Raw genomic sequence first — 26629 nt, 5'->3', positions numbered from 1 at the left:
CATCCATCCGGAGCCCTATTATGAAATTCATCATCCTCGCCCTGCTCGGCACATTGATGCTTTCCTCATGCGTGATGGGAGGAAAAATGACGGGGTTGCGAGAGGGGCTCTCGAAAGAGGAAGTGATCAGAATCGCCGGCAACCCGGATGGCTACCAGCGCAGCGGCGAGTACGAAGTCCTGCTCTATATTGAGCGGCGCACCAGCGCCTGGTCCTTTTTCTCCGGCTCCATTCAGGACATTGTCGATTATTCGGTAATCCTGAAAGATGGCCAGGTGATCGAATATGGTCCCGGCAGGGCCCAGCAACGAGAGTCCGGAGAGATCCCCTACAGACGGGTTCCCTACCGGTAACGCTTCAATCCTCTTCCGCGCTCACCCCTCATGACGCTAATCTCGCGCCGTCATATACACAAATTTTCTTGACAATTACAAGTTTTACTTGTAATATTCGACCTATGCCGTACTTCATCACGGCATTCAAGGAACCACCCGCGAAACAGACGCGCAGCCCGAACCGGCATAGCCTCGATCCAGTAAGCCCCTTGTGGCATGGAAAGACAAGCGGCTGGCGACGGAGAAGCGCAAAGAAATGTCCAGGCCGTGCCTGGCGCGGAACTCGGCCCGATTTGAAAGGGTCAGGATAGCCCAAAACTTGTAATCAACATATTGAGGATTGGATCATGAGGCGCCGGGCTGAATCATGGATCGAACACCGCCCGGCGCCCCTTACCCTTACCGACACCGAAATACTCGACTGGCTGGGCGAATACTGCGACCAGGCCGTTTATAACCGCCCTACCCCGGAATATACCGGCGGCTTCACCTTGTATTGCAACGACATCAAGACCAGCGCGGCCACCCTGCGCGCCACGGTTTGCCTGGCGGCGGCGAAATGGAAGGAGGCTAACAAGTAGGATATTCGCCCGGTCCGACCGGTATTTCCAACCTCCCCTTACTTCCCGCGACAAATTTTTTGCCTTCTCCAGCTGTTCCGCCAGTCATTATCCCGAAGTAAAACTGTTGCGGATTGGGCTCCCCCTCGTTTTCGACGCAATAACTGGCGCGGAGTAAACTCAGCAAGATATTGATAACACTGGTATTATTTCTCACTCCGCAATGCGGGGCTGAGGGCGCAAGACGCTGTGACAACGCGAAGTGAAAACCACGGTCATCCTGCATTCGGATCGTGGCTGTCAGTTTACCAGTGACGAGTACCAGCGCTTCCTGCAGGGGCACAACCTGATTTGCAGCATGAGTGCAGCAGGCAGCTGTTCCGACAATGCAGCAGCGGGAAACTTCTTTGGCGTGCTCAAACGGGAGCGAATATATCGTCGGCAGTATCGAACCCGCGCTGAAGCGCCGCACAGATATCTTCGATTATATCGAACGATTCCATAACCCGAAAATGCAGGCAACTGGAAATGCGTCAGCAGTATGCTTTAGGCTTAACCAAACCGTCCGTGGAAATGGGGTAAAACCCAAGTGCAAGTCATCGCAATTTTACATACAGTGCGTGATCGCGAAAAGGCCTTGATAATACGCACAGACATACCGGCGACGGGTCAACGAAGAAACGCTTTAGTTTTCCTCAATGAGAACCAAAGAGCTTCCCAGTCTATTGCCCAATAAGGTTGTTTGCCACTGCTCTCCCGAAGTGCGGCGGGGGGTCAGCGTGGCTGACGACGAGCAGGTTGATGCCACTGGGAAGCTTTGCAATTGCCTCCTTGCTCACAATGTGCAACCCTTGCGACAGAACTTTCGCTCCTCTTTCACCCCTTAAGGCGGAGGTCGGCAGCACTCAAAAGCTAGCTGGAAGGAGGTAGAGAAGCGGGAAGATCAGAGGTGCTCATACCCCTTATTGATAACATATTTTATCAATAATAATTAACTGCCACCTATATCAATAATTCAACATACTCGTTCTAGATGCGAAGACTCGAACACGTTGCCAGAACCAGCAGCATGGGCGAATACCGTCAGTTTGCGGGAAAATTTCTCTCTGCGCTTTTATTTTCATAACGACTCCTGGAAAACAGTTTAATTTATCAAAACTGTCTACCGAAGTCATCAGATTCATAGCTTATAGGTACTTTCATTGTGTCCGCATTGCATTGCTCCGGCGCAAATTTGAAGGTGGACAAAATAGGCCAATCCTCTCCAATGTAGCTAATGCAGGTTTGTTACCTTATCCCACCACAAACTTCCTCACCGGTTACTGGATCGGAAGTACAGCTCGTAGACCGCCCGCCGCAGGCAGCGCCCCCCTTTGAATTACTGGTGCAGGAAGTTGACTCTCCGCCGCAAGCCGCCCCCAAGCGCCCGTTAGTAGTGGTGCAGCTCGTAGACCGCCCGCCGCAGGCGGCGCCCCCTTTTGGATTAGTAATGCAAGTCGTCGCGTCGTAATCACACTCTGCACCACCATCGGGAAAGGTTACACACCTACCTGCATGCGATTGATTTGGAATTCCGAGTGATGCAGCCAGAATAATTACAGCAATTAAATGTTGCACAAACTACCTCTTTTTGTTTTTAGCGTACTGACTTTTTGAATAATAGATTGAATCAACTCCTCGCAACATGGGATAGCATTAAACCTACTTCACATGGCCCCACCCCGCCCCTTTGCATGTGTGACAAGCGGAACTACTTACCCTTCCTGATTCCCCGCAATAAACACAACATGTCGGTTCGTAACGTACCCCTTCGTAATTTGTCATGATCGCCTTTTTATAAAATCACTATTGCGCCAGAAGTGAATCAATCCCTTCCCTTGGTTACTTACCCTTCCCACCGCTGGCGATACGAGCCAGGCAGATTTTGGGAAGCGAGAACATACCGAGCGCCTTGACCGGGCGCATCGCGCCAACGTATATCGAAGGCCTCACCTGTGCGGCATCTTTCGCTTTCCGATCGAGGAGTATATCGAACAGTTGCTACTAACGGCGATCCGGGAAGGTAGCGGTCGAAACCGCCCAACTTAAATTCGTATCGTTCATAAAAACGACGTGCCGGGATGTTGCTGGATTGGGTTTCCAACCGAACGTAGGCAGTCCAATTCTCTCGCCTATCGGGCAGCCTCGCCTTTATAGAAGGCGATCACGTAAGTCATAAAGAGTAATTTCATCCGGGTAGGTCTTCCGCTCGGCTTCTCGTCCCCTCACCCCACCTCTGCAAAGATGGTCTTCCAAGTGCACTACGTGGACGAGGAAACGGGTGAGATCGTGAACAAGCCCGTCAAACGTGCCGTAGCGCCTTCAGGCAGGCGGCTAGACCAAGCCGTGCGTCCAGGCTCCCCGATGCCATGTCTTCATAAATTTGCGCGGTATGGATACCCAGCAGCCAACATGAAAATATTGGACTTCAGACCACGAGATAAAACATAGGACGCACGGTATTACAATGCGTGTTGAGTACAGGGAATGGGAATTCTGTGGCTGGTTTACCCAGGATAAAATAGGTTATCAAGGGTAAAAGCTACATGCCACTACGCTGGTCCCGACCTTTGGAAGGTCGAGAATTAAATGCAAAAAATAATTCTTGTGCTATAAAAAGATCAGCTGCCCTTGGTGGTGCGTATGGTAGGTTTACCCTACGAACATAACTACATCATATTCTGGTAGCGACTCGAATAATTCTTCGGGCAGCCTAATGAAATCTTCCAGCTCGGGGTTATATGTCCAAACCGCCGGAATTTCTGAACGGCAGTAAGATATCCTTAACCTATTGATGGATCGATATAATTCACTGTATACCCAAAAACGGTCATTAAGAGATAATCGGCCTGATAGACATAAATACCGAGCAGACGAGGCTCTTGCAAAACTCGCTTGATGAGCAGAATTTGTTTCACGCATAGAGGCGTGAGAAGGGGTTGGGCGCAGCCATTGCTGGCATGATGGGAGTTATCGAGACAAACATCTACGCCCAAAATGAATACTACGCACCGCGGATGCAACGGTGGTCGGTGGTTCAGCAGGAGTTGATACCTAAGCTAAGATTGGAAGTTGGGCCGCTCATGCCGAGGTTGGAGAAGGTGATCCACAGGCTGGATGGGTCGGATCAAAGAATTTATCAAATCGGCCTGGTGTGGTGTAGTCGGCCACCATATGATCAAGGTGCCTTGGCGAGCGCGTTTGCAGCCAAAGCGGTATTGGGCTTGACGACGACAGAGGCGTTTACCGAACGGCTAAAGGTGGGCCGGGTGCTGCGACGGATATGCGGCTTTTCGATATGGAAGCGGATGCCCGCCCTCACGACCTTCTCGCGGGCCTTTGACGAATTTGCGCAGGCGCTGGTGACTCACGAGTGGGTGACCCACTGCTATGACCTGATGGACGCCGGCCTATTGCAGCGCGGAGATTCGGAGCCCAGCCGCAATTTGGGCATATGCCGCCATTGATCAACCCGCGCGAGGGCGAGAAAATCGAGTTTGACCCGGCGCAGAAGCAGCGCTACAAGGAACGTAACCAAAAACAGGACTGATCAACAGAAAATCGCCCTGAGCCTCAAGCCGCAGTAATCGCGCCCCCTCGCTCAGGGACTTTTGCAAGAAGCTCAGACCAGCCAGCAGGAGGAAATCATGGCGGCTCGATCAACACGTATCACATTTCGCAACCAGTCTGGACAGACTCTGCACCACATCGGCGATTCGCTCGATGGCGGCGAATGGACAGACCCTCTGACCCCGCCTCGGGAGATTCCTGCAGGAGCCACCGTGTCGTGGCAATCCGAATCCGACGGGATTAAAACGGGAACAGAGGGGCGTGTGCGCTATCGAGTAGGAAACGGCGGCAACGAACTCAACATCCACTGGGACAACCCTTACGCGGGCACCAACTTTTACGAACAGTCTATTTCAGGGCCGTTCGGCCTGTATTTCGAGGGCGGCAAGGGCAACAACACTGAAGCCATTTACGCGCTCATCCCAGACAAGCGAAGAGCCGTGGGGGGCTACTTGCCTTCGGTGCACGGTTTCGCGTTCTCCAACCATTGGCCCTCGATTCACATCACGTCCATCTCCTTGCCCGATCCATTCGGTGACATCGCAGTCGGCAATGCTTCCTGGGGGCTGTGCGGCGGGATGTCGTTTGCCTCGCGCGACTACTTCGAGGCGCGTCTGCGGGCTCCCCGTCAAAAGGTCAACCCCGCCGGCGAGGGTGATCCTCTCTTCGACTACATCGTTCGCCGTCTGGCGCAGAGCCTGAACGTCGGCGATGCCGCCGACTTCGTCAAGTACGCGGATCCTTTGTATCCCGACACCGATGACATCACGGCCGATGGCCGCAACTGGGTGATGGCGCATGTAACTTGGCCGGGCATCCGCAACGTCATCGACAGCGGCCATCCGTGCCCTATCGGCGTGGTGATCGGACGCCTTCCGGACGTCACACACGGGGGCCACCAGGTCTGCGCCTATGCGTACCAGTTGCAAGGCCAGGTTCTGACTGTGTGGGTCTACGACCCGAATTCGCCCCTGAATGACGACGTCACCATCCGTGTCGACATCTCGCGCACCGACCAAACCCTGTTCGATGTCCGCTCCAACATCAACGTGGGTCATTCGCCGATTTGTTTCTTCACGCAGAGCTACGAGCAGCGCGAGCCGCTTGTGCTGACCACCAGTCACTCTGATTGCCGTCTTGGCGCCGTTGCGCGAGAAGGCGAGCACATGGACTTGTTCTGGGTCGGGCCTGATGGTGCCGTCGGCAGCACGTGGTGGGACTCGAATCCGGGAGCGGGATGGGGAGACCATCCTAGCTTTCCCATCACGCCGCCCAACGCCGCTGCGCTCAACAGCGGGGTTGCGGTCGTTTCCCGCACAACGGAGCATCTTGATGTCTTCTACGTCGGCCCTGACGGCGCGATTGGCAGTACTTGGTGGGATTTGGCGCTCGGGATGAGTTGGGGTGATCACGCGCCGTTCTCAATCACTTCGCCAGGAGCGGCGAGAGCGGACTCACCGATCGCAGCCATCGCACGCGGCCCTAATCACCTCGATGTGTTCTGGATCGGACCCGACGGCGCGATTGCGAGCACGTGGTGGGATGCGGCACCCGGTATGAACTGGGGCAGTCATCAGCCGTTCCCCATCACGCCACCCAATGCCGCCGGGCCAGGTAGCGGCATCACGGTCGTCTCGCGCACCTCTGACCAGCTCGACGTGTTCTGGATCGGACCGGATGGCGCCATTGGGAGCACTTGGTGGAACGCAGGCGCCGGCCTGGGCTGGGGCGATCATCAGCCCTTCGCGATCACACAGCCGAACGCGGCCCGCCGCGGCTCGCCGGTCAGTGTCGTAGCTCGTGCGGGGAACCACATGGATGTCTTCTGGATCGGGCACGACGGAGGCATTGGAAGCACATGGTGGGATGCGGCCCCCGGAATGAGCTGGGCTGATCACCAACCCTTCCCAATCGCTCCTGCTGCTGCAGCCGGGCCGTCTTCCGGCCTAGTAGCTATCGGCAGAAAAGATGATCACCTCGATGTGTTCTGGATCGGACCGGATGGCGCCATTGGGAGCACTTGGTGGAACGCAGGTACCGGCCTGGGCTGGGGCGATCATCAGCCGTTTGCCATCACGCCGCCCCATGCCGCGGGCGACGGTGCGCGGCTCGCATGCATTGCCCGCCAGAGGGAGCACATGGATGTCTTTTGGGTCGGACCGGATGGCGCCATTGGGAGCACTTGGTGGCACGACGGCCCAGGCACGAACTGGGGGGACCATCAGCCCTTCGCCGTTACGTCGCCCGGCGCCGCACGATTGCTGACCACCAGTCACTCTGATTGCCGTCTTGGCGCCGTTGCGCGAGAAGGCGAGCACATGGACTTGTTCTGGGTCGGGCCTGATGGTGCCGTCGGCAGCACGTGGTGGGACTCGAATCCGGGAGCGGGATGGGGAGACCATCCTAGCTTTCCCATCACGCCGCCCAACGCCGCTGCGCTCAACAGCGGGGTTGCGGTCGTTTCCCGCACAACGGAGCATCTTGATGTCTTCTACGTCGGCCCTGACGGCGCGATTGGCAGTACTTGGTGGGATTTGGCGCTCGGGATGAGTTGGGGTGATCACGCGCCGTTCTCAATCACTTCGCCAGGAGCGGCGAGAGCGGACTCACCGATCGCAGCCATCGCACGCGGCCCTAATCACCTCGATGTGTTCTGGATCGGACCCGACGGCGCGATTGCGAGCACGTGGTGGGATGCGGCACCCGGTATGAACTGGGGCAGTCATCAGCCGTTCCCCATCACGCCACCCAATGCCGCCGGGCCAGGTAGCGGCATCACGGTCGTCTCGCGCACCTCTGACCAGCTCGACGTGTTCTGGATCGGACCGGATGGCGCCATTGGGAGCACTTGGTGGAACGCAGGCGCCGGCCTGGGCTGGGGCGATCATCAGCCCTTCGCGATCACACAGCCGAACGCGGCCCGCCGCGGCTCGCCGGTCAGTGTCGTAGCTCGTGCGGGGAACCACATGGATGTCTTCTGGATCGGGCACGACGGAGGCATTGGAAGCACATGGTGGGATGCGGCCCCCGGAATGAGCTGGGCTGATCACCAACCCTTCCCAATCGCTCCTGCTGCTGCAGCCGGGCCGTCTTCCGGCCTAGTAGCTATCGGCAGAAAAGATGATCACCTCGATGTGTTCTGGATCGGACCGGATGGCGCCATTGGGAGCACTTGGTGGAACGCAGGTACCGGCCTGGGCTGGGGCGATCATCAGCCGTTTGCCATCACGCCGCCCCATGCCGCGGGCGACGGTGCGCGGCTCGCATGCATTGCCCGCCAGAGGGAGCACATGGATGTCTTTTGGGTCGGACCGGATGGCGCCATTGGGAGCACTTGGTGGCACGACGGCCCAGGCACGAACTGGGGGGACCATCAGCCCTTCGCCGTTACGTCGCCCGGTGCCGCACGATGATTTCCAATTCCCGTTACAGCAGCCTTACATAGAGAAAGAAGATGCGAAGTTCATGCGGAGCCTCGACGGCCACTCGCCGCCGGCAGCGTTCCAGATCGCGGGATGAAGCGTGATCGAACAGGTTGTCTGGGAGATCCATCCGCCAGATCAGATCTCGCTTCGCCAATTCCTCCTGCATGCTGGCAAGACTGGGCCGCCCCGGGTTGCCACGCAACTTCAACAGTACCGCTGGAGCGCTATTCGACTTGTCGTCCAGTGATGACCCATCGCTTTCATGCTTGTCGGGTAGAAGCAATTCGTCCAGACGTTTGCGAATCACCGGCGCCAACCGCCGGTAGATATCGGCATGGAAACGTTCCTCATGTGCGCGAAGTGCCGCACGCACGATGCGTTCCACGTGGTCGGCCCGGGTGGTTCAATCGCCAGTTCATGGCATGGCGTTTCCAGCCGCTCGATCATCGGCTCTATCTCGCCGCCAGCTTCGCCGGCAACATGATCGCGCAACCATTCGGTCAGCATCTCCGCGTCCGCGACCGTAGCCTCCCGGAATCCAAACCTGACTCGAATCTCGGCGTGCAGGCGCTCTGCGGTGCGCCCGATAAGGAATGCTTCGCTATCCACTGGAACCGCAATATTGAGTTGTCGGCTCAGTGCGGCTATCCGCTGCTGCTCGATTTCGGATTCCTGCCGTGGAAACCGGCCGCGGTCACGGAAAAATGCGAGTAGGATCGCGAAGCCAAGCCGGCTTGCGCGGCGCTTAGTCATCACCAAGTCGTGATCACCCGGTATCAATATCCACTGCTCATCCGAGCTGTCGACCGCCTCCGCCATGCTGGCCGTCCATGGTCCAGGTTGATTCGGGCCAGCCGACCCGAGCAAGGGTTTCAATTAACGTAGTGCGCTTGACGCCGAAGTTGTGGCACACGGCCACCTTGGACATGCCGTCGCGTGGCACGCCGATAATAATATCCAGCTTCTCACCGACCATACCGGGAAGTCGCCCACACCGCAGTAAGGCGGGCTGAGAGCGTAATTTCAGCGCCCGGATTACGTATGACAAGTATTTTATGTCATGAATTAGTCCAGGCAATACCTATTCAGTAAAGTTTTTGGTGTTGCTAACGGGGCCAGCAAATCGAAACCGTCGACCTGATATTCAGTGGTCGGTATGGTAGTTCGTGAAATGGCGGCTGACAACACGACTGTTGGGTCTACCCCAGTTGGGAAAGCGGTATCACCCCACGCTGCAGGAGCGCGCCATTACAGAGGTGTTTGCCGAAGAACAATCGTGCCTTCGACCTGTTGCCACTCCCTTCGACGGCTATTTCGAGCAAACCAACCGGGTAGCTTCCACTTACCTGGTGAGCTATGACCGTAACCGCTACAGCGTGCCGGCAGAGCATGCCGGACAGCGGCTTATTGATTATTTTTGGAAGGACCCTTGATAATATCCAGCGAGATTTCTGGCTCACTGAAACTTGGAACTCATCGCGCTTGCGCAGGCGGGGCGGCGGCCGCCAAGCTCTTGTTTAGTTCACGACGGTATTCGAGGATTTGCCTTGCCTTGGCTGATTCGGAAATGGACGTGTCGCCGCGCAACAAAGCAGAAGAATAGGCGGAAAACATCATTTGTTCGAGATAAAGCCTGTCCGCTCCGGGAAGCTTTCCCATAAGTCAGTCGTCGCTGATTTCACGCGTGTTTCCAGTTGCGAACCTGTCACCGGGCCGATCTTTGCAACCTCGGCTCGCACAAACGTCTCCCAGTCCTTGTTTGCCTGCACCGGTGGCGCCGGGCAGTCGAGCGCAAAAACATTGAATGCGGCAGCCAGCATTCCCATAGCGGAACCCGCGAACAAAAATAACTCACAGCGCACGATGGTCATTGTGCCTCCGCCTTCTTCAGAATCCGCATCATATCCATTTTTTTTTGCCCTTTCAGATCTTCTTCCGCGTAGTTCAACACTGTCTTGCCATTTGCATCCTCGTCCTTAACTTTGGCTCCCCTGCGAAGTAACGCCTGAACCTCGTTGATTTGCCCTTGTTGTACCGCCAGCATGAGCGCTGTTCTGCCCTTGGCATCTTTGGCATGCAAATTGGCCCCCGCGTCAAGCAGCGCCTCCAAATTTTCGACATGACCGCTTGCGGCTGCTCCCATGAGCGCTGTTGACCCAACATTGTCTTTGGCATTCACGTCAGCATGCTTCTCAAGCAGGGCGTGAACGGATTCAGGGTCACCTCTCAAGAACGCGGCCCACATAAGCGCTGTTGATCCTTTGGCGTCTCTGGCGTTCGCGTCAGCGCCTCTATCCAGCAAGGCGCGCACTTTATCAATGCTGCCCAATGCTAACATCATTGCCGTCTGACCCCGATTGTTGGCAATGTTGGGGTTCGCTCCCCGCGCAAGCAGCATATCCACCATGGCATTCTTATTTTCCTCAGTCAATACCACACCGGTTGACACTACCTCAAAAGAGGCCATCATCAGGGCGGTGTACCCGCCATATTCGATACATGTGCATTTCGTGTTGATATCAGCGCCAGCATCCAGCAGAGTCTGCATGATCAAGAGACGCCCTAAATATGCCGTTTTCAGCAGGGCCGTCCAGCCGTCATCATCCTTCGCATCGACGTTTGCGCCTTGTTTCAGCAGGAAGTGGATTACATCATTCAGATCCGCTTCACTCGCGCCACTGTGCGAGTCGGCGGTACCGATGAGCACCTCATTGATGAGACCTTTGTCCGCTCCCTGTTTCAGCAACATGCGCAATACTTCCACATACCCGTTTTCCGCAGCGCTTAGAAAAGCTTTGTTGATTGAATCCTTATCGGCACCATAATCCAGCAAAACGCGTAGAACATCCCTGCGATCACTCTCGGCTGCCATAGAGAGAGCCGTCGCGCTCCCTTGATTCCTTTCATTGATTTTGGCCTTCGCCTTCAGCAAGATCTTGACGATCTCGATGTGGCCGCCTCCGGAAGCATACATTAGAGCAGTATCGTAATCTTCATCTTTCGCATTGGGGTTCATTCCTGCTGCCAGAAACAACCTTACTGCGGAGAGGTTTCCATCGCCTGCGCTCTTGATAAAAGCGTCCGGCGTATACGGCAGCGGAATCCGCGCCAGTGCGGCGCGTGCGGCGTCTTTGGAAGAGGTGCCGCGCTGACCCGAACCGTCTTTTCCCTGGACTGCCTGCAGGGTTTTCTTTAGCTCAAGGTTATAGGCTTTGATGCGAGCGCTCTTCTGCGATTCGTTGAGCGCAGGGTCATCACGCAATGTCGAGCAATAGGTCGCGTACATCATTTGTTCAAGATAGACCTTGTCGGCTTGCGGCAGCTTACCGAGAAGGTCGCGGGTAGTGTCGCGAGTAAGCGTTTCAAGTTCGGCACCCTTGGCAGAGCCAATCCTACCCACCGCGGCCCGAACCTCAATCTGTAAGTTCTGGTGCGCCTGCTCGGGGATGCCGGGGCAGTCCAAAGCATGGCTTTGCAACGGCAGCAGAAGCGCAGCCAACCAAGAGTAAACAGGAATTTTGGTATTTCGCACCTTCAAAATATTCACCGACTTCATTCTTACCGGGAAACGGCAACGGAGTCCATGGTTTCAAGATATTCACGTCGGGCACTTTTTACCATTTCACAATCTCCTTTTCAGTAACCTGTAATAGGGGTCAGCTCACGAATCGGAATTTAAAGCACGCTAACATTTTACAACTCATGAGAGCTCAGTCCTAGCTAGCCGCTGAGTGTCAGTGTCTATGGCCGAAAGGAACGGGTCATGGATATTATGGATATTATCTCTGCAGATGCGATCCTAAGATGAGATAAATCAAGTGACATAGCTATCTCCTTTTTTGAATGTGAGTTTGCTTCCGATGGGGCTTGAGGCCTATTTGGCCATCAATGCGCGGTCGATTTCAGCCGGCGCGGGTGCGGCGCGATTTATTCCGTGTCTTGCTATTTATAACAATGTAGTCTAGAAAATGATTATGCGCTCAGGAAACCGCGGATGGATCCCCCGATTCCGGGCAACGCGATCCACGGCTTATGCAGGGGTTCTCCAGCCCCATGCAAGCGATCCGGGGTGAAATATAACGGCATATCCGCACTACGCGAAGACAACCGCGCGACGCTTGCCAACAATCGGAGGAAATGACTATGACGACCCATTATGTAGCTGATGCCCGCGGTGATTGGCCCAAGCTGCCTCCGCTGAAGGATTGGGAGGACACCTGCACCACTTTCCACATGTGGATACAAATCGTCGGCAAAATCCGGTTGATGCTTTCGCCGGACATCAATCACTGCTGGGGTTCGACATTCTATGTCACCACGCGCGGCCTCACCACCTCGCCCATTCCCTATGGAGTGCTTACGTTTGCAATCGACTTCGATTTTATCGCCCACGTGCTGCGGATTACTACATCATCAGGTACCGAGCGGTCGTTCGCCCTGGAGCCCATGTCGGTCGCCAGCTTCTACCGCAAGACAATGCAGGCACTCAGCGAGTTGGGAATCGAAGTCAAGATTCTCGCCCGGCCGGTTGAGATCGAAGTGGCCATCCCGTTCGAGCATGATGATCAGCATGCGAGCTACGATGCGGAAGCCATCTTTCGTTTCTGGCATGCGCTCGTGCATGCCGATTGTATCTTCAAGGATTTCCGCGCCCGCTTCATGGGCAAGGTGAGCCCGGTGCATTTCTTCTGGGGAGGGCTTGATCTGGCCGTAACCCGGTTTTCCGGGCGAACCGCGCCGAAGCATCCCGGGGGCGCGCCCAACGTCGCTGTCCGGGTAACGCAAGACGCGTATTCGCATGAAGTGTCGAGCGCCGGGTTTTGGCCGGGAATGGGTTTAGGCGAGGCGGCTTTCTATGCTTATGCTTATCCCTCTCCTGCCGGTTTCGATAAGTATCCCGTTCAGCCGGAGGCAGTCGATTTCCATGACAAGCTCCATTTTTTTATCCTTCCGTACGAAGCTGTACGGACAGCCGAAAATCCGGCGCAGACCCTCCTTCTGTTTCTCCAGACTACTTACGACGCCGCCGCTACACTGGCGAATTGGGATCGCCCGGCACTGGAACGAAAAATTACCCCGACATGACAAAGGACGCTGTAGACCGGCTCCGCGTCCACTTGTATCGGCCGGATATATCGAATCATGGCTGAAAGGCGCTAAAAGAACGACAAGCGCGTATTAATATCCGGGCCTTCCATTTTAACGCCCGCCGCAAGTGCGACCCCCCTTCACAACCCGGCAATGCCAGCTCTCGTTTCCCGCTCCTATCGCGTCATGCCTGCCGCGTGACTGATTTGCTCCCGGCTTAGTCTAACGATACGGCCTAAATGCTTCCCCCGTTTTCTTGCAGCCCCGATTTCCCGCCCCGCCCTCCGGTGCCGGTTTCCCGGCCGAGCGCGCCTGTCGTCCTAGTACTTTAGTCCAATAAAAAAACCGCAGCTTGATGTACTTCGGTCCAATTGTGACGAAAAGCCAGGCAAGTCATAGTACCGCATCATCCACCGGTTCTTCCTCATGCCCGGAGCGGTTTAAAGGATTTTGCTGGCAAGGAGGTGGAAGTGATGAACCGTCATACAACAATATTTTATTTTAAGCATGAAATTATCAGGAGATCCAGAATGATAAGAAAACTCACAGCTATTATCGGCGTCCTGTTTATTGCGCCTGCCCAAGCCATACCCCTGGATACGGCCAGCTGGACCCATTGGACATCACCATCAAGCGGCAGCTTTACCCAGGGATCGAATACCATCAACGTCACCTACACTGGAAGTACCTTTGGGGTGGATTATGGTTCATACATCTATAATGTCCCGGCTTCGTTTACCAGTGCCGAGGTGACAAATACTCCGGAAACAAATGGAACGCTCCTGATGACCGGCGGCACCAGCGGAATAAATGGCTTTCATTTTTCCCAGGCAGTAGTTGACCCGATCATAAGTCTTTTTAGCGTGGGGCAAACAGGTGTACCCGTCTCGTTCAATTTCCTGGACAACGCGGCATTCACCATAGTAAGCCAGGGTGCGGGCAATTGGGGCGGGGGTTTGCTCACCCAGAACGGCAGTTCTGTCACCGGCTGGGAAGGTAATGGGCTGCTCAAGTTTATTGGAACCTACACCGATATCCTCTTTACAACGCCTGATTATGAGTATTTTTATGGTGCCACTGTCGGCGCGGTCGATGCAATTCCCCCGGCAAGTGTCATTCCTGAACCCGCCACTTATGCATTGATCCTGATAGGCATGGGATTGATGGGCTGGACGACGCGCCGGAGGAAGCAAGGCATCAATCTGGTGTAGAAGCTCATACCAGAATGGATGCCGGATGGGCACACGAATCAGCCTGTCTTATCTGCCCCTGAATAAATCCTTGGATTTGCCGGCGCCGGCGCCGGCGCCTCGGGAATTTATCCAGGGGTTTTTCTTTATTCTCATTTGTACGGATGCTGAGTAAAATACGAAGAAATCAGTCGAGGAGTAAAATTGCCAGGGGCGGCCGCCGATCAAGACACCGTTGTGCTCGTGCATGGCCTGTGGATGCGTGGCTGGGTAATGAGACTGATGGGAATTCGGCTGCGGCGGTGCGGCTTTCATCCTGTCTTTTTTTCCTACCCTTCCATGCGCAACTCGCTGTCACAGAACGCATTATTGCTATCAAACTTCGTGGCGGATATTGCCGCGCCGCGCATCCATCTTATTGGTCATAGCCTGGGTGGTCTTTTAGCGCTGCAGATGCTCGCGGAATATCCTCAGCCACGAGTGGGGCGCGTTATTCTGGCGGGGAGCCCTTATGGCGGCAGTTGCGTGGCAGCGAGGCTTGCACGAATCGCGCCGGGACGATACATTCTCGGACACAGCATGCCACAATGGTTAAGCCAGAAATTTCCTGGGTGGAATGGCCAATACGAACTCGGAGTGATCGCGGGCCGCAAGAGTATCGGGGGTGGCAGGTTGATATCCCGCTTGCCGCATCCCAACGACGGTGTGGTGGCGGTCGAGGAAACGAGGATGCCGGGCACCAGCGACGAAATAGTGCTTGATGTGAGTCATTCCGGGATGCTGCTATCCGCCGCATTGATCCGCCAGGCCTGTTCATTCTTGCGATCCGGCCATTTTTTACCCGATCCTCCTTTAAACCGGCAGCCTTAGGATCATGTCTTTGCGAATATGGCGTCCGCTGACGCTGAACCTTGCCATAGGCCTTGCCATTTTTTTGGGGGGTTGCGCCAATCTCGGCTATTACGCGCAAGCAGTGGATGGCCATCTTGATATCCGGCACCGCACCCGGCCCATCAGCGAGATTATCGCCGATCCCGGCACCGGGGAGGCATTGAAACGCTCCCTCACCACGGTGGCCAGGCTGCGCGAGTTTGCCATCCGCGAACTTGAACTCCCGGATAACCAGAGCTTCACGACTTATGCCGACATCGGGCGCCCGTACGCGATCTGGAATGTATCCGCCGCCCCCGAGCTATCGCTGGAACTTGAGAAATGGTGTTTCGTGGCGGCTGGCTGTGTCAGCTATCGCGGTTTCTTCTCAAAAATCGAGGCTGAACGCTTTGCGGAAGGACTCAGGACAAAGGGTTATGACGTAACGGTCGGCGGAGTCCGTGCCTACTCCACGCTAGGCTGGTTCAAGGAGCCCATACTCAATACGTTCCTTGGCTATTCCGATATTGAACTCGCCCAGTTGATATTTCACGAGCTTGCCCATCAGGTTGTGTATGTGCGTGATGACAGCACTTTCAATGAATCCTTTGCAACTGCGGTCGAACTGGAAGGCATAGGCCGGTGGCTGAACGATAATGGGACAGATGAACAGCAAGCCGCATTTGAGGCGGCCCAAAAAAGGAAAGCCGTTTCCGCCGAAATAATGCTCGAATACCGCAAAAGGCTGGAAGCGCTTTTTGCCTCCACCCTGAGTAATGCGGAAAAACGTACGGCCAAGGCAGGCATTTTTGCCGAGCTGCGCGAAAAACTCTCCGGGTTGCAGACCACCAAAACCGGGCCCGGCAACTATGACCGGTGGCTGGCGCAACATCTCAATAATGCGTATCTCGCGTCGATCTCCACCTATACACGCCTGGTACCTGCATTTCAGGCGCTTCTGGCGCGGGATGAGGGTAACCTTGGCAAGTTTTATGAGACGGTAAAAGAAATCAGTCATCTCCCGGAATCAGAACGGACTTCATTACTGCAGGCGGAGTGGCGCGGCCAGGCCACCGCCGATTCAGTCCCGTAAACTCCAGCCCCCCGAATCTTGTCAGGCACTCGTCATCAATGCCGGGTGCAGGAGTTCTATTTCGTAAATATGACGGCCTTGTTGCGGGGGTGAATAGGCGCTATAGCCAGAAACAACGGAAGGCTCCAGGTAACCGGTGATTTGTTCAAGATCCGACAGCCGCAACCCCTGCCGGACAAGATAAGCGATATAGCTATGCCGGATGGCTTCGGCGGTAATTTCCTGGGGATCGGGCAACCCCGAATCCACCGCCGCGCAAACCAGGGCGGCGGAAAGATCGATCCGCAATCCGGGATCATCCGGATTCCATGCGGGGAGGCCACCCGATTGCTCAAATGATGATTTAAGCGCCCCGCTCATGGGAATGGTTCTTGGCGTTCTCCCGGTAACCGAGAGGGTTGCCGCCTGCAGATCGATCTGGCCCGGCCGCAAGGCGGCGGCTTCGTCAACGCTCAGACCGCTGAGCAGAAGACTGATCAACTGCCTCGCCTTCAGATTTGAAGCTTTGAGCAGAATCCTCAGCTGATGACTGGAGAGCTCCCTGGCCGAAGGACCCCTCAGCGCATGTTCTGTTTTACTATCCAGCGAAATAGGCGGGGGCGAAGGATAATTAGCCAGTTCCCGGCCGGTGGAGGGATAGCTGTGTATCCCGAAAACCGCTATCGGCGATGGTTGTTCTTCCTTTCTCTGCGTTAAATACTCAAAAACCCATACACTGAAAAGACCCAGTAACAAGGAAACCGCTATGGCGATCAGCGCATCACGGCCATAATCCGGCCTCACCGGATCCCTGGACTCATAGGCCCGGCTAATGACCGTTACCTGCGGGTATTTTTCTTTTTGTCCCGTTTTGACCTGTACTAGTCGCTCCTGCGTTTCACGGTGGAGTTTCTCCAGGCTTTCCAGGTCGGTTTTCAATGCATCATGTTTTGCGAATTTCGTAGTGAAAGCCGATGCCTGGTGCTTGTGTTCATTCAGTTGACTGCGAATTTCCCGCGTGGTCTGCTGCGCAGCGGCATAAACCACTTCCGCATCGGCCAGGACCACGTCTCTGCCTTCCTGGTGCTTACTTTTGATTGTCGTTTCCAGTTCCTTGATTTGCTCCGGAATAAATTTAAATTCGGGATGCAGATTGATATATTCGCGGGTATATCTTTTATCCAGGTCCGCCAGCTTCTCGCGTAAATTTTGCAAGCGCAATTGGAGCTCGGTCACACTGCCCTTCTCGTCATTCGGGACGACAGTCTTCCCCCGGGCGATGGCCGATTTTATAGCGTCCACATTTGCCCTGGCCTTGACTTCCTCTTCGCTGGCCTTGTTGAGCGAGTCGGTCAAGCCTTTAAGGCGAGCCAACGCTTCATTTTCCTCCCGTCCGGTCGAGGAAATATCATGAGCTGTTCTGTAAGCCTCCAGTTCTGTCCGGGCAGACTCCATCTTATCGGCCAGGCCTTTCAATTCGTCCTCAAGAATTCGGGTCGTATCGCTCGTCAGTCGTTTGACTTCTTCATTCCGCGCGTCAAGGTACACATCTATCCACGTATTGATGAGAATGGGCAAGAACTTCGGATCGGAATCTTCCGCCTGGATTTCAACGAGATTGGTTTCGGAGACGGGTTCAACATGAAGCAGAGCCTGTATATCGGACGCCGTGAGGCGGAGCAGGGATTTATCGGCCGCCTTGAGCCGCGACAAGGTTTCAGCGATCAGTTCATGCCCCAGCAGGATCTGCCTTTGGATAGCAACATGCTGAACGTCCGGATCGCCGCTTTCCCGGTCAATAGCGGTCATTGCCGAAGTTAACAATGTCGCGCTGCTGCGGTAAATGGCGGGACGGCTGTAGTCGTAAACCAGGCCAATGGTGACGCTGATTAAAAAGACAATGCTGAAAATGCTGAATCTGCGCGATCGATACCAGGGCTTCGCATTCGTGCCAGCAGAATAGAAGTCCTGGGGTGTGCGCGCATTGGCTCTGTTTGTCATAACCCGCTCAAACATATGTACCTGATATCCGGAATCAATTTGATGACTCAATTAATCGATAATGATAAGCCAATCTATTCGCAGCAGGCGGCCCTGGATGGATTTTTTGTATTTATGCAATGCCAGATACCGGTATTCGCAAGAAGGCAAGGAAAAGTGCCGATCATTACCTATGCTGAATCAGGCGGTTTGTGAAACGAAGAGCATCTTCAGATTTTTGTCCATCCCCCGGCTGGGAAGACCCATGGCATCATCACTTTACAGCTCGAATGGATCACTCGCAATGAGATGCCATGCCAAAAGAAACTTCTGTGCGGTGCCACACAAACAGGAACCGTCAATGCGGCGACAATATGCCCATGATTTGAAAATAAACCGATTTTTCATATTCCTGTAAAGATTTTGCTTTAAGGTAGCCATCCGTGGGATCTCTTGATGCATGTGACTAACTTCTGGAATAGATCCCTCATGGAGCGTTATTTGATCATTTCCCCGAAAACCGTCCTCAATCGTTTCGCGCCCCTTGCAGCAAGCCTGGAAATTCATCCAGGAGATTTCTTGCATTTAAATAGCTTATATCCACCCTCAGTACGCCAACTCTTCTCTGGTGAAACCACCGCGGAATTGCACGCCATGATTTCCCCTTCTACTTTTCCTGCACTACTTATTAAGGAATCAAGAGAATGACATCACCCACCGATCAAGAAATACCCCGCATCACCGTTGTCTCGTTCGATTGCAGGTCGGCGGCCTTCAGGCAAAAAATGCTGACCCACTACCAGTCGAATGGCCGGAAGCCCGAAACGAATATTGAAGAAATAGTGGGAAAGAAAAGGAACGACGCAGTAATGCTGCTGAAGAAAATTGCCTGACTGGCAAACCTTGCATGGCATCATGCCAATTGCCATGCCGCCATCAGAAACAAGGGTCATTCCCGGTATCATCCCGACTGGGCGGTCGACCGCTCATTTGTTGGTCTGGTATCGTGAGGGGTAGAAAGTTTATGCCGCTTGATTCTCATCTCACTGGCTATGTTGCGCGAGGATCTCCGCGAAGAGGAGATCGGGAGCCGTGCAGGGGATGCCCCGGCCACGTTTCATTGATGTTCCATGCGGAGTGCCCGCATTCCTCCGCGTTGCGGTTTGCCCTGTACCTGCGGAAAACGCGCATTTCTTCCCCTTCAACCACCGGATTCAGGATTATGGCTATCATGATCCTGGAAGAAGCATGAGCCGCTATCCCTCCATATCCACCATGCCCGCAATTTTCGTCGGGCACGGCAACCCCATGAATGCGCTTTCCAGCAATGCCTATACCGTGGCATGGTCCGCTTTGGGTGCCGCGCTTCCCAGACCCAAAGCAATCCTTTGCATATCGGCGCACTGGTATGTACCGCAAACAGCCGTCACGGCAATGTCAAAACCGCGAACCATCCATGACTTCGGTGGATTTCCTCCGGAACTTTACCGGGCTCAATATCCTGCGCCTGGCTCCCCCATGCTTGCCGCTGAAGTGGCCGACCTGCTCATGCCGGCCGTAGTCACGATGGATACCGGCTGGGGTCTGGATCATGGAACCTGGTCCATCCTCATGCACCTTTTTCCGGATGCCGATATTCCAGTCGTTCAACTGAGTATCGATGAAACCCGGGAGGCAGTCTGGCATTACGATATCGCCCGGCGCCTCGCGCCATTGCGCGAGGCGGGAGTGCTTATTTTGGGCAGCGGAAATATCGTCCACAATCTCCACGCCTACTCATGGGGAAATCACAAGATTGAACCGTACGACTGGGCGCTTCGATTCGAAAATGTAGTACGAAAGACATTAAGCTCAGGTGACTCGGGTGATTTCGAGCCACTCATCGAATATGAAAAGCTGGGGGAAGATGCGAAATTGTCCGTTCCCACGCCGGATCATTATTTGCCGCTGCTCTATGTTCTGGCGCAGCGGCAAAAAGGTGAAGAAATAAGTTTTCCGGTAGATGGATTCGACGGCGGCTCAATTTCCATGCTGGCGGTAAGAGTCGGCTGATGAGGCGAGCAGCGGATTTTTAGGGTTTTTTTTGAACTTTAAGCTTAAATCCGGCGTTTGATCGCTCATCTGTCAGGCTAACACCCTGCTGGCAGGGATCCGGGTTGAATCGGCATGGCCTTCCAGGACCATTTTCACGTCAACTCGAAAATAAGCACCTCGGCTTCTTCCCCCCGATCGAGAACCAGATGGCTTTCGCCGGTGAGCTTTGCGGCATCACCCGCGCGGAGAGGGGTACCATTGAGCGATACCTTGCCACGGGCAACATGGACGTAAACAAAGAAATCTTTTTTGATCGCCCGCTCGACCCTTTCACCGGCATCCACCAGCGCGGCGAATAATTTCGCGTCCGCATGAATTTTTACGGAACCGTCAGCACCATCCGGTGACGCGATCAGACACAATGCACCCCGTTTTTTCGCATCGTCAAAATACTTTTCCTCATAACCGGGTGGAATACCCATGACATTCGGCATAAGCCAGATTTGCAAAAAGTGCGCCCGTTCGCTCGAAGAAGCGTTGAACTCGCTATGCTGCACACCCGTGCCCGCACTCATGCGTTGCACGCTCCCCGGACGAATGACGGAGCCGTTGCCCATGCTGTCCTTATGGGCGAGTGCTCCGTCCAGCACATAGCTGATGATCTCCATATCATGGTGACTGTGCGTGCCGAAACCCTGGCCCGCCTCGACCCGATCTTCATTGATGACGCGCAGCGCGCGAAACTGCGTATGCTTCGGGTCGTAGTAATCCGCGAAAGAAAAGCTGTGCCAGGAATCCAGCCAGCCGTGTTCGGCATGACCGCGCTCCTCGGCGCGACGTAGCTCCATCATGAACAGTCTCCATTAATCAAGTGAGTAAAAACAAGTAAAAAATTTGGGCGCGGTTATGACAGGCATTCGCCGGAAAACAGGAAAAAGCCCGGCGGGAGGCAAGTGGAGCGCGCCGATTCCTGGGCCGGCACCCATCGAATTATAAGCGGTAGATAATGTTGGGGCACCGCTGACAAAAGGGGAAGTCTTGGGGTGGCACTCTGCTTCTCGCTGATCCAATGCAACTTCAACTTCGTATTCGATAGTAACCAGCATGGGGCCGCGATCCTGGCCCGGTGTTTGTTTTGGATAAAAAGGCCTCACAACCCGGCAATAAAACCAGTCGGGAAGAGCAACTGTTTGACATTCACTTCATATGCCCCATCCTGCCGCTCTGGTAATCCACAATCGCCTGGCGAATCTCCTCGGCGCTGTTCATAACGAAAGGACCGCTCCCGACGATCGGCTCGTCAATCGGTTCGCCGCAGAGCAGCAATGCTGTCGTATCCTCGACGCTGTCGATACAGAGGCGGTCGCCTTCCCGCTCAAACAGAGCAATTTCCGCAGGCCCGATTGTTTCAGCGCCATCGACCCGCACCGAACCTTTGAGCACCGCCAGCATCGTAGTGTAGCCGCCGGGCACGGGAAGACAAATCCGCCGCTCGCCCGCCAAGCGGAGATCCCACACATGGATCGGTGTGAAAGTGCGGGCCGGCCCCTTGATTCCATCGAACTGGCCGGCAATGACGCGCACGCTCCCCTGACCATGAGGAAGGCTCAAAACAGGAATCTGGCTATTCAAGATGCTTTGGTAATGCGGCGGCGACATCTTGTCCCTGGCGGGCAGGTTGACCCACAGCTGTACCATTTCAAACATCCCGCCGCGGCGCGCAAACTCGCGGCCATGAAACTCTTCGTGAACGAGACCCGATGCGGCAGTCATCCATTGCACATCGCCCGGACCAATGCCGCCGCCGCCACCAGAACTGTCGCGATGTTCCACCTCACCGCTATAGACAATGGTCACTGTCTCGAATCCTCGATGCGGATGTTTGCCGACACCGAGGCGTTTTTCAGTGGGGGGAAATTCCATGGGACCGGCGTAGTCGAAGAGCAGGAAAGGGCTGATCACCGGCCCCAGGTTCGAATAACCAAGAAGTGTGCGCACGGGAAACCCGTCACCGACCCAGTGATGTTCTGTACTGCGCTGGATGCTCTGCAGCTTCTTGACCGAGGTCTCAGGTTTTATGGCCGGCATTTGCTACCTCCTCTCTAATTTTTTAACGCGTTGTTGAACGATTGAGGCTTACTACTGAAGCCAGGTCTTACCGAATGACGCGCTCATCATCGGGCTGCAACGCAGCCGGATTGCTCCATCGACCCGGCGACCTCTTAACCGCATCATCACGGTCACATATTCCAACTTTAATATAGTGTATGAATGTACTCTTCTCCGAGTTGATCCGTAACGACTCTTTCTCCGAAATCAGTGGTCGGTAAAACAGAATGATGCAATATCGACTTGATGATATCCTGGCATTTCTGCAGGCGATGGAAACCGGCAGCATCGGCGCCGCGGCCCAGCCCATGGGCTTATCGAAGTCCGTCATCAGCAAACGCATCACCGATCTGGGGGTTGTGTCGAAGGTCGAGCTGCTGCATCGCTCGCCACGCGAGTGACTCCGACAGACAAGGGAGTCGCGTTCTCTCAGCGTGCACGCTCAATTATGCAACAGCTTAACCGGGCGGCAGAAGAGTGCTCGAAGGAAGTCCGCCTTGCGAGCAGGAATTGAACCCGGCATGAATTTTTCCCATTACCTTGGCGTGAGGTCGCGCATTAAGCCCAAGTCCGGTGGTTGGACAGGATGAAGCCGCTTCAGATCAGGATATCCGAAAAGTGTAGCCGCGGGAATCGGTAACGTGGAAAAAAAAGTTGGCTGGCTTGCCCTGAAGGGGTTGGCTGGCTGAAAGGCCATGGGTAGGAGAACCCAGTGGCAACGGATAAACGTAGCATTGCGATCTCAATCCCACCGTTTGGGTGGTGGCTTCCAATCCCTGGATAGCTTGATTTCCATGAAATCTGCACTATGCTGGCAACACGTGAGTTCGACTCATTGCCATTATCACAAGATTTCTCTTATCAATAATGATAATGATTCTTATTATAATTATTGCTTGAGAAAAAAGCAAGGCTTTTCTGCGATCATTGTCACATGCACGTAACAATACCGTGTCAACGTTCCGATAATTATGAACAATGAGCATGAACCCGCCTCATATGGGTAGCAATACCTTGCCATCCAGACGTAGCAAAAAAGATCCTTATGCTGACTTGTTGCGCGAACTGGCCGCGTTGCATCAGGATCTGGTGGCAATGGAAAACGAATTCACCGGAATATTACAGAAGGTGGATGCGCGCCATCGAGCCAGTGCGGCCAATCTGATTCATTACCTGGGCTTGCGGCGGCGCGATGTGCGGCCCTTGCAGGAAAAGCTCGCGGCGGCCGGACTATCATCCATGGGGCGTGCGGAATCGCATGTCCTGAGCAACCTAAATTCCATTATCGTGCTGTTGCGACGCGCGATGGGCGAGCAGGCGCCGCAATCAACCCCTACCTTCGCCGGCCCCGCGGCAGCTGGCCCCGCCCTGCTGGAAACCAACGCCAATAATCTGCTTGGCAAGCCTCCCCCGCAGAGGCGCGTGCGTATTCTGGTCACGTTGCCGGGCGATGCCGCTGACAACTATGCATTGATCAAGGAAATGCTTCTGCAAGGTATGGACTGTGCCCGAATCAATTGCGCGCATGATGATGCCGCCGTCTGGACGCGCATGGTCAAGCAAATCAAACGCGCGCGACGCGAAACAGGACGCCACTGCCGCATCCTGATGGATTTGGGCGGCCCGAAAATACGTACCGGAGAAATTTCATCCGGTCCCGCGGTCCTAAGATGGCAGCCGAAACGCGATGCGTACGGTAAAGTGACGGCACCCGCACGCATTTGGATATATCCGGAGCAGGATGCATCTCCCTGCCCGGCGCATGCCCATGCCTGCTTCTCGGTCAAGGGAGACTGGCTGGAGCAGGCGACAGCGCGCGACAAGATCGAATTCACCGATGCTCGCGGCGCATTGCGTAATCTGCAATTGGTCGGGCAAGCCGGAACCGGTTACTGGGCGGAATCCACACAGAGTGCCTATATCAGGCCCGGCCTGAAACTATACTTGTTGCGCGTGCCCATCTCCGGGCATCCGCGCGGAACCGGTTATGCCGGTGAGGTAGGCATGCTGCCTCAGGCGCCTGAAACAATCCGGCTGCATCGCGGCGACAGCCTTATCATCACGCGTGACCCGATCCCCGGCCTTCCGGCCCGGTTCGATGAAAGCGGCCGGCTGTTGCGTGCGGCCAGCATTGCCTGCTCATTACCGGAGATCTTTGGGGCGGTTAAGCCCGGCGAACGTATCCTGATCGATGACGGCCGCATCGGCGGCGTGATCCGCGATATCACTGCCAGCGAAATCCTGGTTGAAATCACCCAGGCGCGAGATGGTGGAGAAAAACTGCTGGCCGATAAGGGGATCAATCTGCCGGACAGCCAGCTTGATCTGAATGGTCTGACGGCTCAGGACATCATGGATCTGGAATTCGTTGCACGTCACGCGGACATGGTCGGGCTTTCCTTTGTACGGCGACCTGCCGATATCGCGTTGTTGCAGCAGCATTTGAAACGTCTTGATGCCGATAAGCTGGGGATCGTGATCAAGATTGAGACACGTACCGCTTTCGAGCAACTGCCGGAACTGATGTTTACCCTGCTGCGCTCCCCGGTGGTGGGAGTCATGATCGCACGTGGCGATCTGGCGGTGGAGTGCGGCTATGAACGATTGGCGGAATTGCAGGAAGAAATTCTATGGTTGGCCGAGGCGGCACATCTTCCAGTAATCTGGGCCACCCAGGTGCTGGAAGGATTGGCCAAAACCGGCAAACCCAGCCGCGCCGAAGTCACTGACGCAGCCATGGGTGAGCGCGCTGAGTGTGTGATGCTCAACAAGGGACCGCACATTATTGAAGCGATCCAGATGCTGGACAATATCCTGCAACGCATGCAGGCGCACCAGTGGAAAAAGCGCTCATTGTTGCGGCGGCTGCATTGGTAACCCATAGCCATATTGCTATTGTCCTACCCTTCCAGCCAGCGTCATTCCATGGAGTTTTTTCGCATAACCACTGCTCTACGCACAAGAAAACTTGCTTTTCACTCATTATTAAATATAATAAGAATCATTCTCGTTATTAATTACAGGAAGCCATTGGCTGTGAATCGGACTGTCGTATTCCGCCGGTTGCAGATCAATTATCCGTATAGCCTCCAGACGAGCAACCCCGCTTGTCTTCATAAATTTCGCGTATGGACGAGGTACCTTTCAGATCATCAAGCCGGATATCTTGTCACATAACCTTGACTGGAATGTAATCAGACTGTCATGTCCCTTCCCTATGCTTGCTTCTATCAGATATGCACCAGCACGACAATATGTCACATTCCAGAACAATATTTTTTCCCCTACGCTTTACTTATGCACGGGAAGCAATCTGAATATCCTCCATGGAGCGTACTCAAGGAAAAAATAAAGGACAGGTCGTCATAAGACAGGTCGCCATCAAATCGCCAACGGCGAAACCGTTATGTGCTAACGCTGGAAGGCTTGGGCGGGTCCGGACCCGTTGGGCAGCTAATTCCGATTTGTGATTTGAATATGACTAATAAATCAATACGGAGATGGCCTTGCGATGTAATCTAATCAGCAATCTTTTCTTAATCAACCAGGAATAATTCGCCGGACATGAGTTTCTTCTCCTCACTTTCCCCTGACCACCTACAGCGCTACGCCCGCATTATCCAGGAAGGAATCGCCGTGCGCAGTCATTTCGACCTGTTGAAATGGCTGCAGGGCGAAATGCAGCACTACCTGCCCCATGAAATCATGCTTGCCGCCTGGGGCGATTTTGAATCCAGTGTCATTCGACATGATGTTATTTCCACACTACCCGGAGTCAGGACCGACCATTCAAACCCGACGCGTTTTTCTCCACTGCTCGGCGGTTTCCATAATCGCTGGGTTGAGCGGGGCAAGACTCCATACATGCTGGATATTGGCGCATCAGGCATCCTGTTTGAAGGCTGGAGATTGCAGTGCTCTCTTGGCAGGGCATTGCAAGGCATGCATTCCTCGGTACTGCATGGTATCAGTGACAGGCGCGGACATCATGATTGCCTTTACGTGATTTTCAGTTCGCGAGTCAAACTCGATAACACCACGCTCGGCGCAATGGAAATCCTGCTGCCTTATCTGGACACCGCCCTGCGCAGCGTGGCCCCTCTGCCGCACTATCCACCGCTTCTGGCGGATTTGCCGGAGAACGCAGACCATGGACTGAGCGAGCGTGAAAGCGAAATCATGAACTGGGTAAAGATGGGCAAAACCAATGGTGAAATCGGCAGTATCCTGTCCATCAGCGCCTTCACCGTAAAAAACCACATGCAGCGCATCTTCAAGAAACTTGATGTTTATAACCGGATGCAGGCCGTATCCAAGATAGAACGCAGTCTCAGCCATGGCTGAAGCCAATCCGGCA

Annotated in this window: 23 protein-coding genes and 2 pseudogenes; 16 read left to right on the top strand and 9 right to left on the bottom strand. The window is 54.7% G+C overall.

The features are described 5' to 3' along the window. The first annotated feature begins 20 nt into the window (after positions 1–20). From EBAPG3_RS08065 to EBAPG3_RS08045, 4 genes and pseudogenes are all read left to right on the top strand, one after another. Positions 21–353 (top strand): hypothetical protein, encoded by a 333-nt coding sequence (locus EBAPG3_RS08065; RefSeq protein WP_004176951.1) that lies wholly within the window; start codon positions 21–23, stop codon positions 351–353. Positions 354–682: 329 nt separating this feature from the next. Next, a complete protein-coding gene (locus EBAPG3_RS08060; RefSeq protein WP_004176949.1) occupies positions 683–916 on the top strand; it encodes a hypothetical protein in 234 nt (77 codons plus the stop codon). 244 nt (positions 917–1160) lie between these two features. Then, positions 1161–1477, top strand: a pseudogene (locus tag EBAPG3_RS08055) (IS3 family transposase); the annotation flags it as partial. 2474 nt (positions 1478–3951) lie between these two features. Continuing rightward, positions 3952–4293 (top strand): annotated as a pseudogene (locus tag EBAPG3_RS08045) (transposase); the annotation flags it as partial. 564 nt (positions 4294–4857) lie between these two features. Here the strand turns inward: EBAPG3_RS08045 and EBAPG3_RS14985 are convergent. Beyond that, positions 4858–5433: a hypothetical protein gene (locus EBAPG3_RS14985; protein WP_151898887.1), complete on the bottom strand. Its 576-nt coding sequence runs from the start codon at positions 5431–5433 to the stop codon at positions 4858–4860. Between the two features lie 15 nt (positions 5434–5448). Here EBAPG3_RS14985 and EBAPG3_RS08040 point away from each other — a divergent pair, with 15 nt between their 5' ends. Beyond that, positions 5449–7917: a PLL family lectin gene (locus EBAPG3_RS08040; protein WP_151898886.1), complete on the top strand. Its 2469-nt coding sequence runs from the start codon at positions 5449–5451 to the stop codon at positions 7915–7917. Positions 7918–7930: 13 nt separating this feature from the next. Here the strand turns inward: EBAPG3_RS08040 and EBAPG3_RS08035 are convergent, their stop codons facing one another. Genes EBAPG3_RS08035 through EBAPG3_RS08025 form a run of 3 tightly spaced genes read right to left on the bottom strand, consistent with a single transcriptional unit; the run spans position 7931 to position 8977 of the window. Then, positions 7931–8302 (bottom strand): hypothetical protein, encoded by a 372-nt coding sequence (locus tag EBAPG3_RS08035; RefSeq protein WP_161493780.1) that lies wholly within the window; start codon positions 8300–8302, stop codon positions 7931–7933. Further along, positions 8233–8748 (bottom strand): DUF4158 domain-containing protein, encoded by a 516-nt coding sequence (locus EBAPG3_RS08030; RefSeq protein ID WP_004174818.1) that lies wholly within the window; start codon positions 8746–8748, stop codon positions 8233–8235. The genes EBAPG3_RS08035 and EBAPG3_RS08030 overlap by 70 nt, the downstream gene beginning before the upstream one ends. Then, positions 8720–8977, bottom strand: coding sequence for a hypothetical protein (locus tag EBAPG3_RS08025; RefSeq protein WP_227869181.1), 258 nt, complete (start codon positions 8975–8977; stop codon positions 8720–8722). Before EBAPG3_RS08025 ends, EBAPG3_RS08030 begins: the two co-directional genes overlap by 29 nt. Positions 8978–9095: 118 nt before the next feature. Here EBAPG3_RS08025 and EBAPG3_RS08020 point away from each other — a divergent pair, with 118 nt between their 5' ends. Beyond that, entirely contained in the window at positions 9096–9362 is a 267-nt protein-coding gene (locus tag EBAPG3_RS08020; protein ID WP_040851205.1) for a Mu transposase domain-containing protein, read from the top strand. Positions 9363–9542: 180 nt separating this feature from the next. On the opposite strand, the gene EBAPG3_RS08015 is transcribed toward EBAPG3_RS08020, so the two are convergent. Continuing rightward, on the bottom strand, positions 9543–9800 hold the full coding sequence (locus tag EBAPG3_RS08015; protein WP_004174826.1) for a hypothetical protein: 258 nt from the start codon (positions 9798–9800) through the stop codon (positions 9543–9545). Beyond that, positions 9797–11476 (bottom strand): ankyrin repeat domain-containing protein, encoded by a 1680-nt coding sequence (locus EBAPG3_RS08010; protein WP_227869180.1) that lies wholly within the window; start codon positions 11474–11476, stop codon positions 9797–9799. Before EBAPG3_RS08010 ends, EBAPG3_RS08015 begins: the two co-directional genes overlap by 4 nt. Before the next feature lie 596 nt (positions 11477–12072). Here EBAPG3_RS08010 and EBAPG3_RS08005 point away from each other — a divergent pair. The 4 genes from EBAPG3_RS08005 to EBAPG3_RS07990 all read left to right on the top strand — a co-directional run bounded on the left by EBAPG3_RS08005 (position 12073) and on the right by EBAPG3_RS07990 (position 16170). Continuing rightward, entirely contained in the window at positions 12073–13014 is a 942-nt protein-coding gene (locus EBAPG3_RS08005; protein WP_004176398.1) for a DUF5996 family protein, read from the top strand. A 533-nt stretch (positions 13015–13547) separates the two neighbouring features. After that, on the top strand, positions 13548–14228 hold the full coding sequence (locus EBAPG3_RS08000; RefSeq protein ID WP_004176396.1) for a PEP-CTERM sorting domain-containing protein: 681 nt from the start codon (positions 13548–13550) through the stop codon (positions 14226–14228). 183 nt (positions 14229–14411) lie between these two features. Then, positions 14412–15077, top strand: a complete 666-nt coding sequence (locus EBAPG3_RS07995; RefSeq protein ID WP_004176392.1) for an esterase/lipase family protein — start codon at positions 14412–14414, stop codon at positions 15075–15077. Positions 15078–15081: 4 nt separating this feature from the next. Next, positions 15082–16170 (top strand): aminopeptidase, encoded by a 1089-nt coding sequence (locus EBAPG3_RS07990; protein ID WP_151898885.1) that lies wholly within the window; start codon positions 15082–15084, stop codon positions 16168–16170. A 21-nt stretch (positions 16171–16191) separates the two neighbouring features. Here EBAPG3_RS07990 and EBAPG3_RS07985 read toward each other — a convergent pair whose 3' ends face one another. Continuing rightward, positions 16192–18150, bottom strand: a complete 1959-nt coding sequence (locus EBAPG3_RS07985) for a GumC family protein (protein ID WP_151898884.1) — start codon at positions 18148–18150, stop codon at positions 16192–16194. Between the two features lie 468 nt (positions 18151–18618). Here EBAPG3_RS07985 and EBAPG3_RS14980 point away from each other — a divergent pair, with 468 nt between their 5' ends. From EBAPG3_RS14980 to ygiD, 3 genes are all read left to right on the top strand, one after another. Then, on the top strand, positions 18619–18837 hold the full coding sequence (locus EBAPG3_RS14980) for a hypothetical protein (protein WP_151898883.1): 219 nt from the start codon (positions 18619–18621) through the stop codon (positions 18835–18837). Next, positions 18834–19022 (top strand): hypothetical protein, encoded by a 189-nt coding sequence (locus EBAPG3_RS07970; RefSeq protein WP_040851815.1) that lies wholly within the window; start codon positions 18834–18836, stop codon positions 19020–19022. Before EBAPG3_RS14980 ends, EBAPG3_RS07970 begins: the two co-directional genes overlap by 4 nt. A gap of 355 nt (positions 19023–19377) precedes the next feature. Next, positions 19378–20181 carry a 4,5-DOPA-extradiol-dioxygenase gene (ygiD, locus tag EBAPG3_RS07965; protein ID WP_227869179.1) on the top strand — a complete coding sequence of 268 codons (804 nt, stop codon included), beginning with the start codon at positions 19378–19380 and terminating at the stop codon, positions 20179–20181. A gap of 134 nt (positions 20182–20315) precedes the next feature. On the opposite strand, the gene EBAPG3_RS07960 is transcribed toward ygiD, so the two are convergent. Beyond that, positions 20316–21014 carry a pirin family protein gene (locus EBAPG3_RS07960; RefSeq protein WP_004175469.1) on the bottom strand — a complete coding sequence of 233 codons (699 nt, stop codon included), beginning with the start codon at positions 21012–21014 and terminating at the stop codon, positions 20316–20318. Between the two features lie 346 nt (positions 21015–21360). Then, positions 21361–22251: a pirin family protein gene (locus EBAPG3_RS07950; RefSeq protein ID WP_081607236.1), complete on the bottom strand. Its 891-nt coding sequence runs from the start codon at positions 22249–22251 to the stop codon at positions 21361–21363. Positions 22252–22499: 248 nt separating this feature from the next. Between EBAPG3_RS07950 and EBAPG3_RS07945 the strand changes: the two genes are divergently transcribed. The 3 genes from EBAPG3_RS07945 to epsA all read left to right on the top strand — a co-directional run bounded on the left by EBAPG3_RS07945 (position 22500) and on the right by epsA (position 26616). Further along, entirely contained in the window at positions 22500–22673 is a 174-nt protein-coding gene (locus tag EBAPG3_RS07945) for a helix-turn-helix domain-containing protein (RefSeq protein ID WP_004175473.1), read from the top strand. A gap of 583 nt (positions 22674–23256) precedes the next feature. After that, positions 23257–25149 (top strand): pyruvate kinase, encoded by a 1893-nt coding sequence (locus EBAPG3_RS07940; protein ID WP_227869178.1) that lies wholly within the window; start codon positions 23257–23259, stop codon positions 25147–25149. Positions 25150–25836: 687 nt separating this feature from the next. After that, the gene (gene epsA, locus EBAPG3_RS07935) at positions 25837–26616 is read left to right on the top strand and encodes an XrtB/PEP-CTERM-associated transcriptional regulator EpsA (protein ID WP_040851500.1); all 780 of its coding nucleotides are present in this window, start codon (positions 25837–25839) and stop codon (positions 26614–26616) included. The last annotated feature ends 13 nt before the right edge of the window (positions 26617–26629 follow it).

Source organism: Nitrosospira lacus (assembly GCF_000355765.4).
GTDB lineage: Bacteria > Pseudomonadota > Gammaproteobacteria > Burkholderiales > Nitrosomonadaceae > Nitrosospira > Nitrosospira lacus.
The sequence above is the reverse complement of the archived record's forward strand: the minus strand, read 5'-3'. Positions and strand labels throughout refer to the sequence as shown.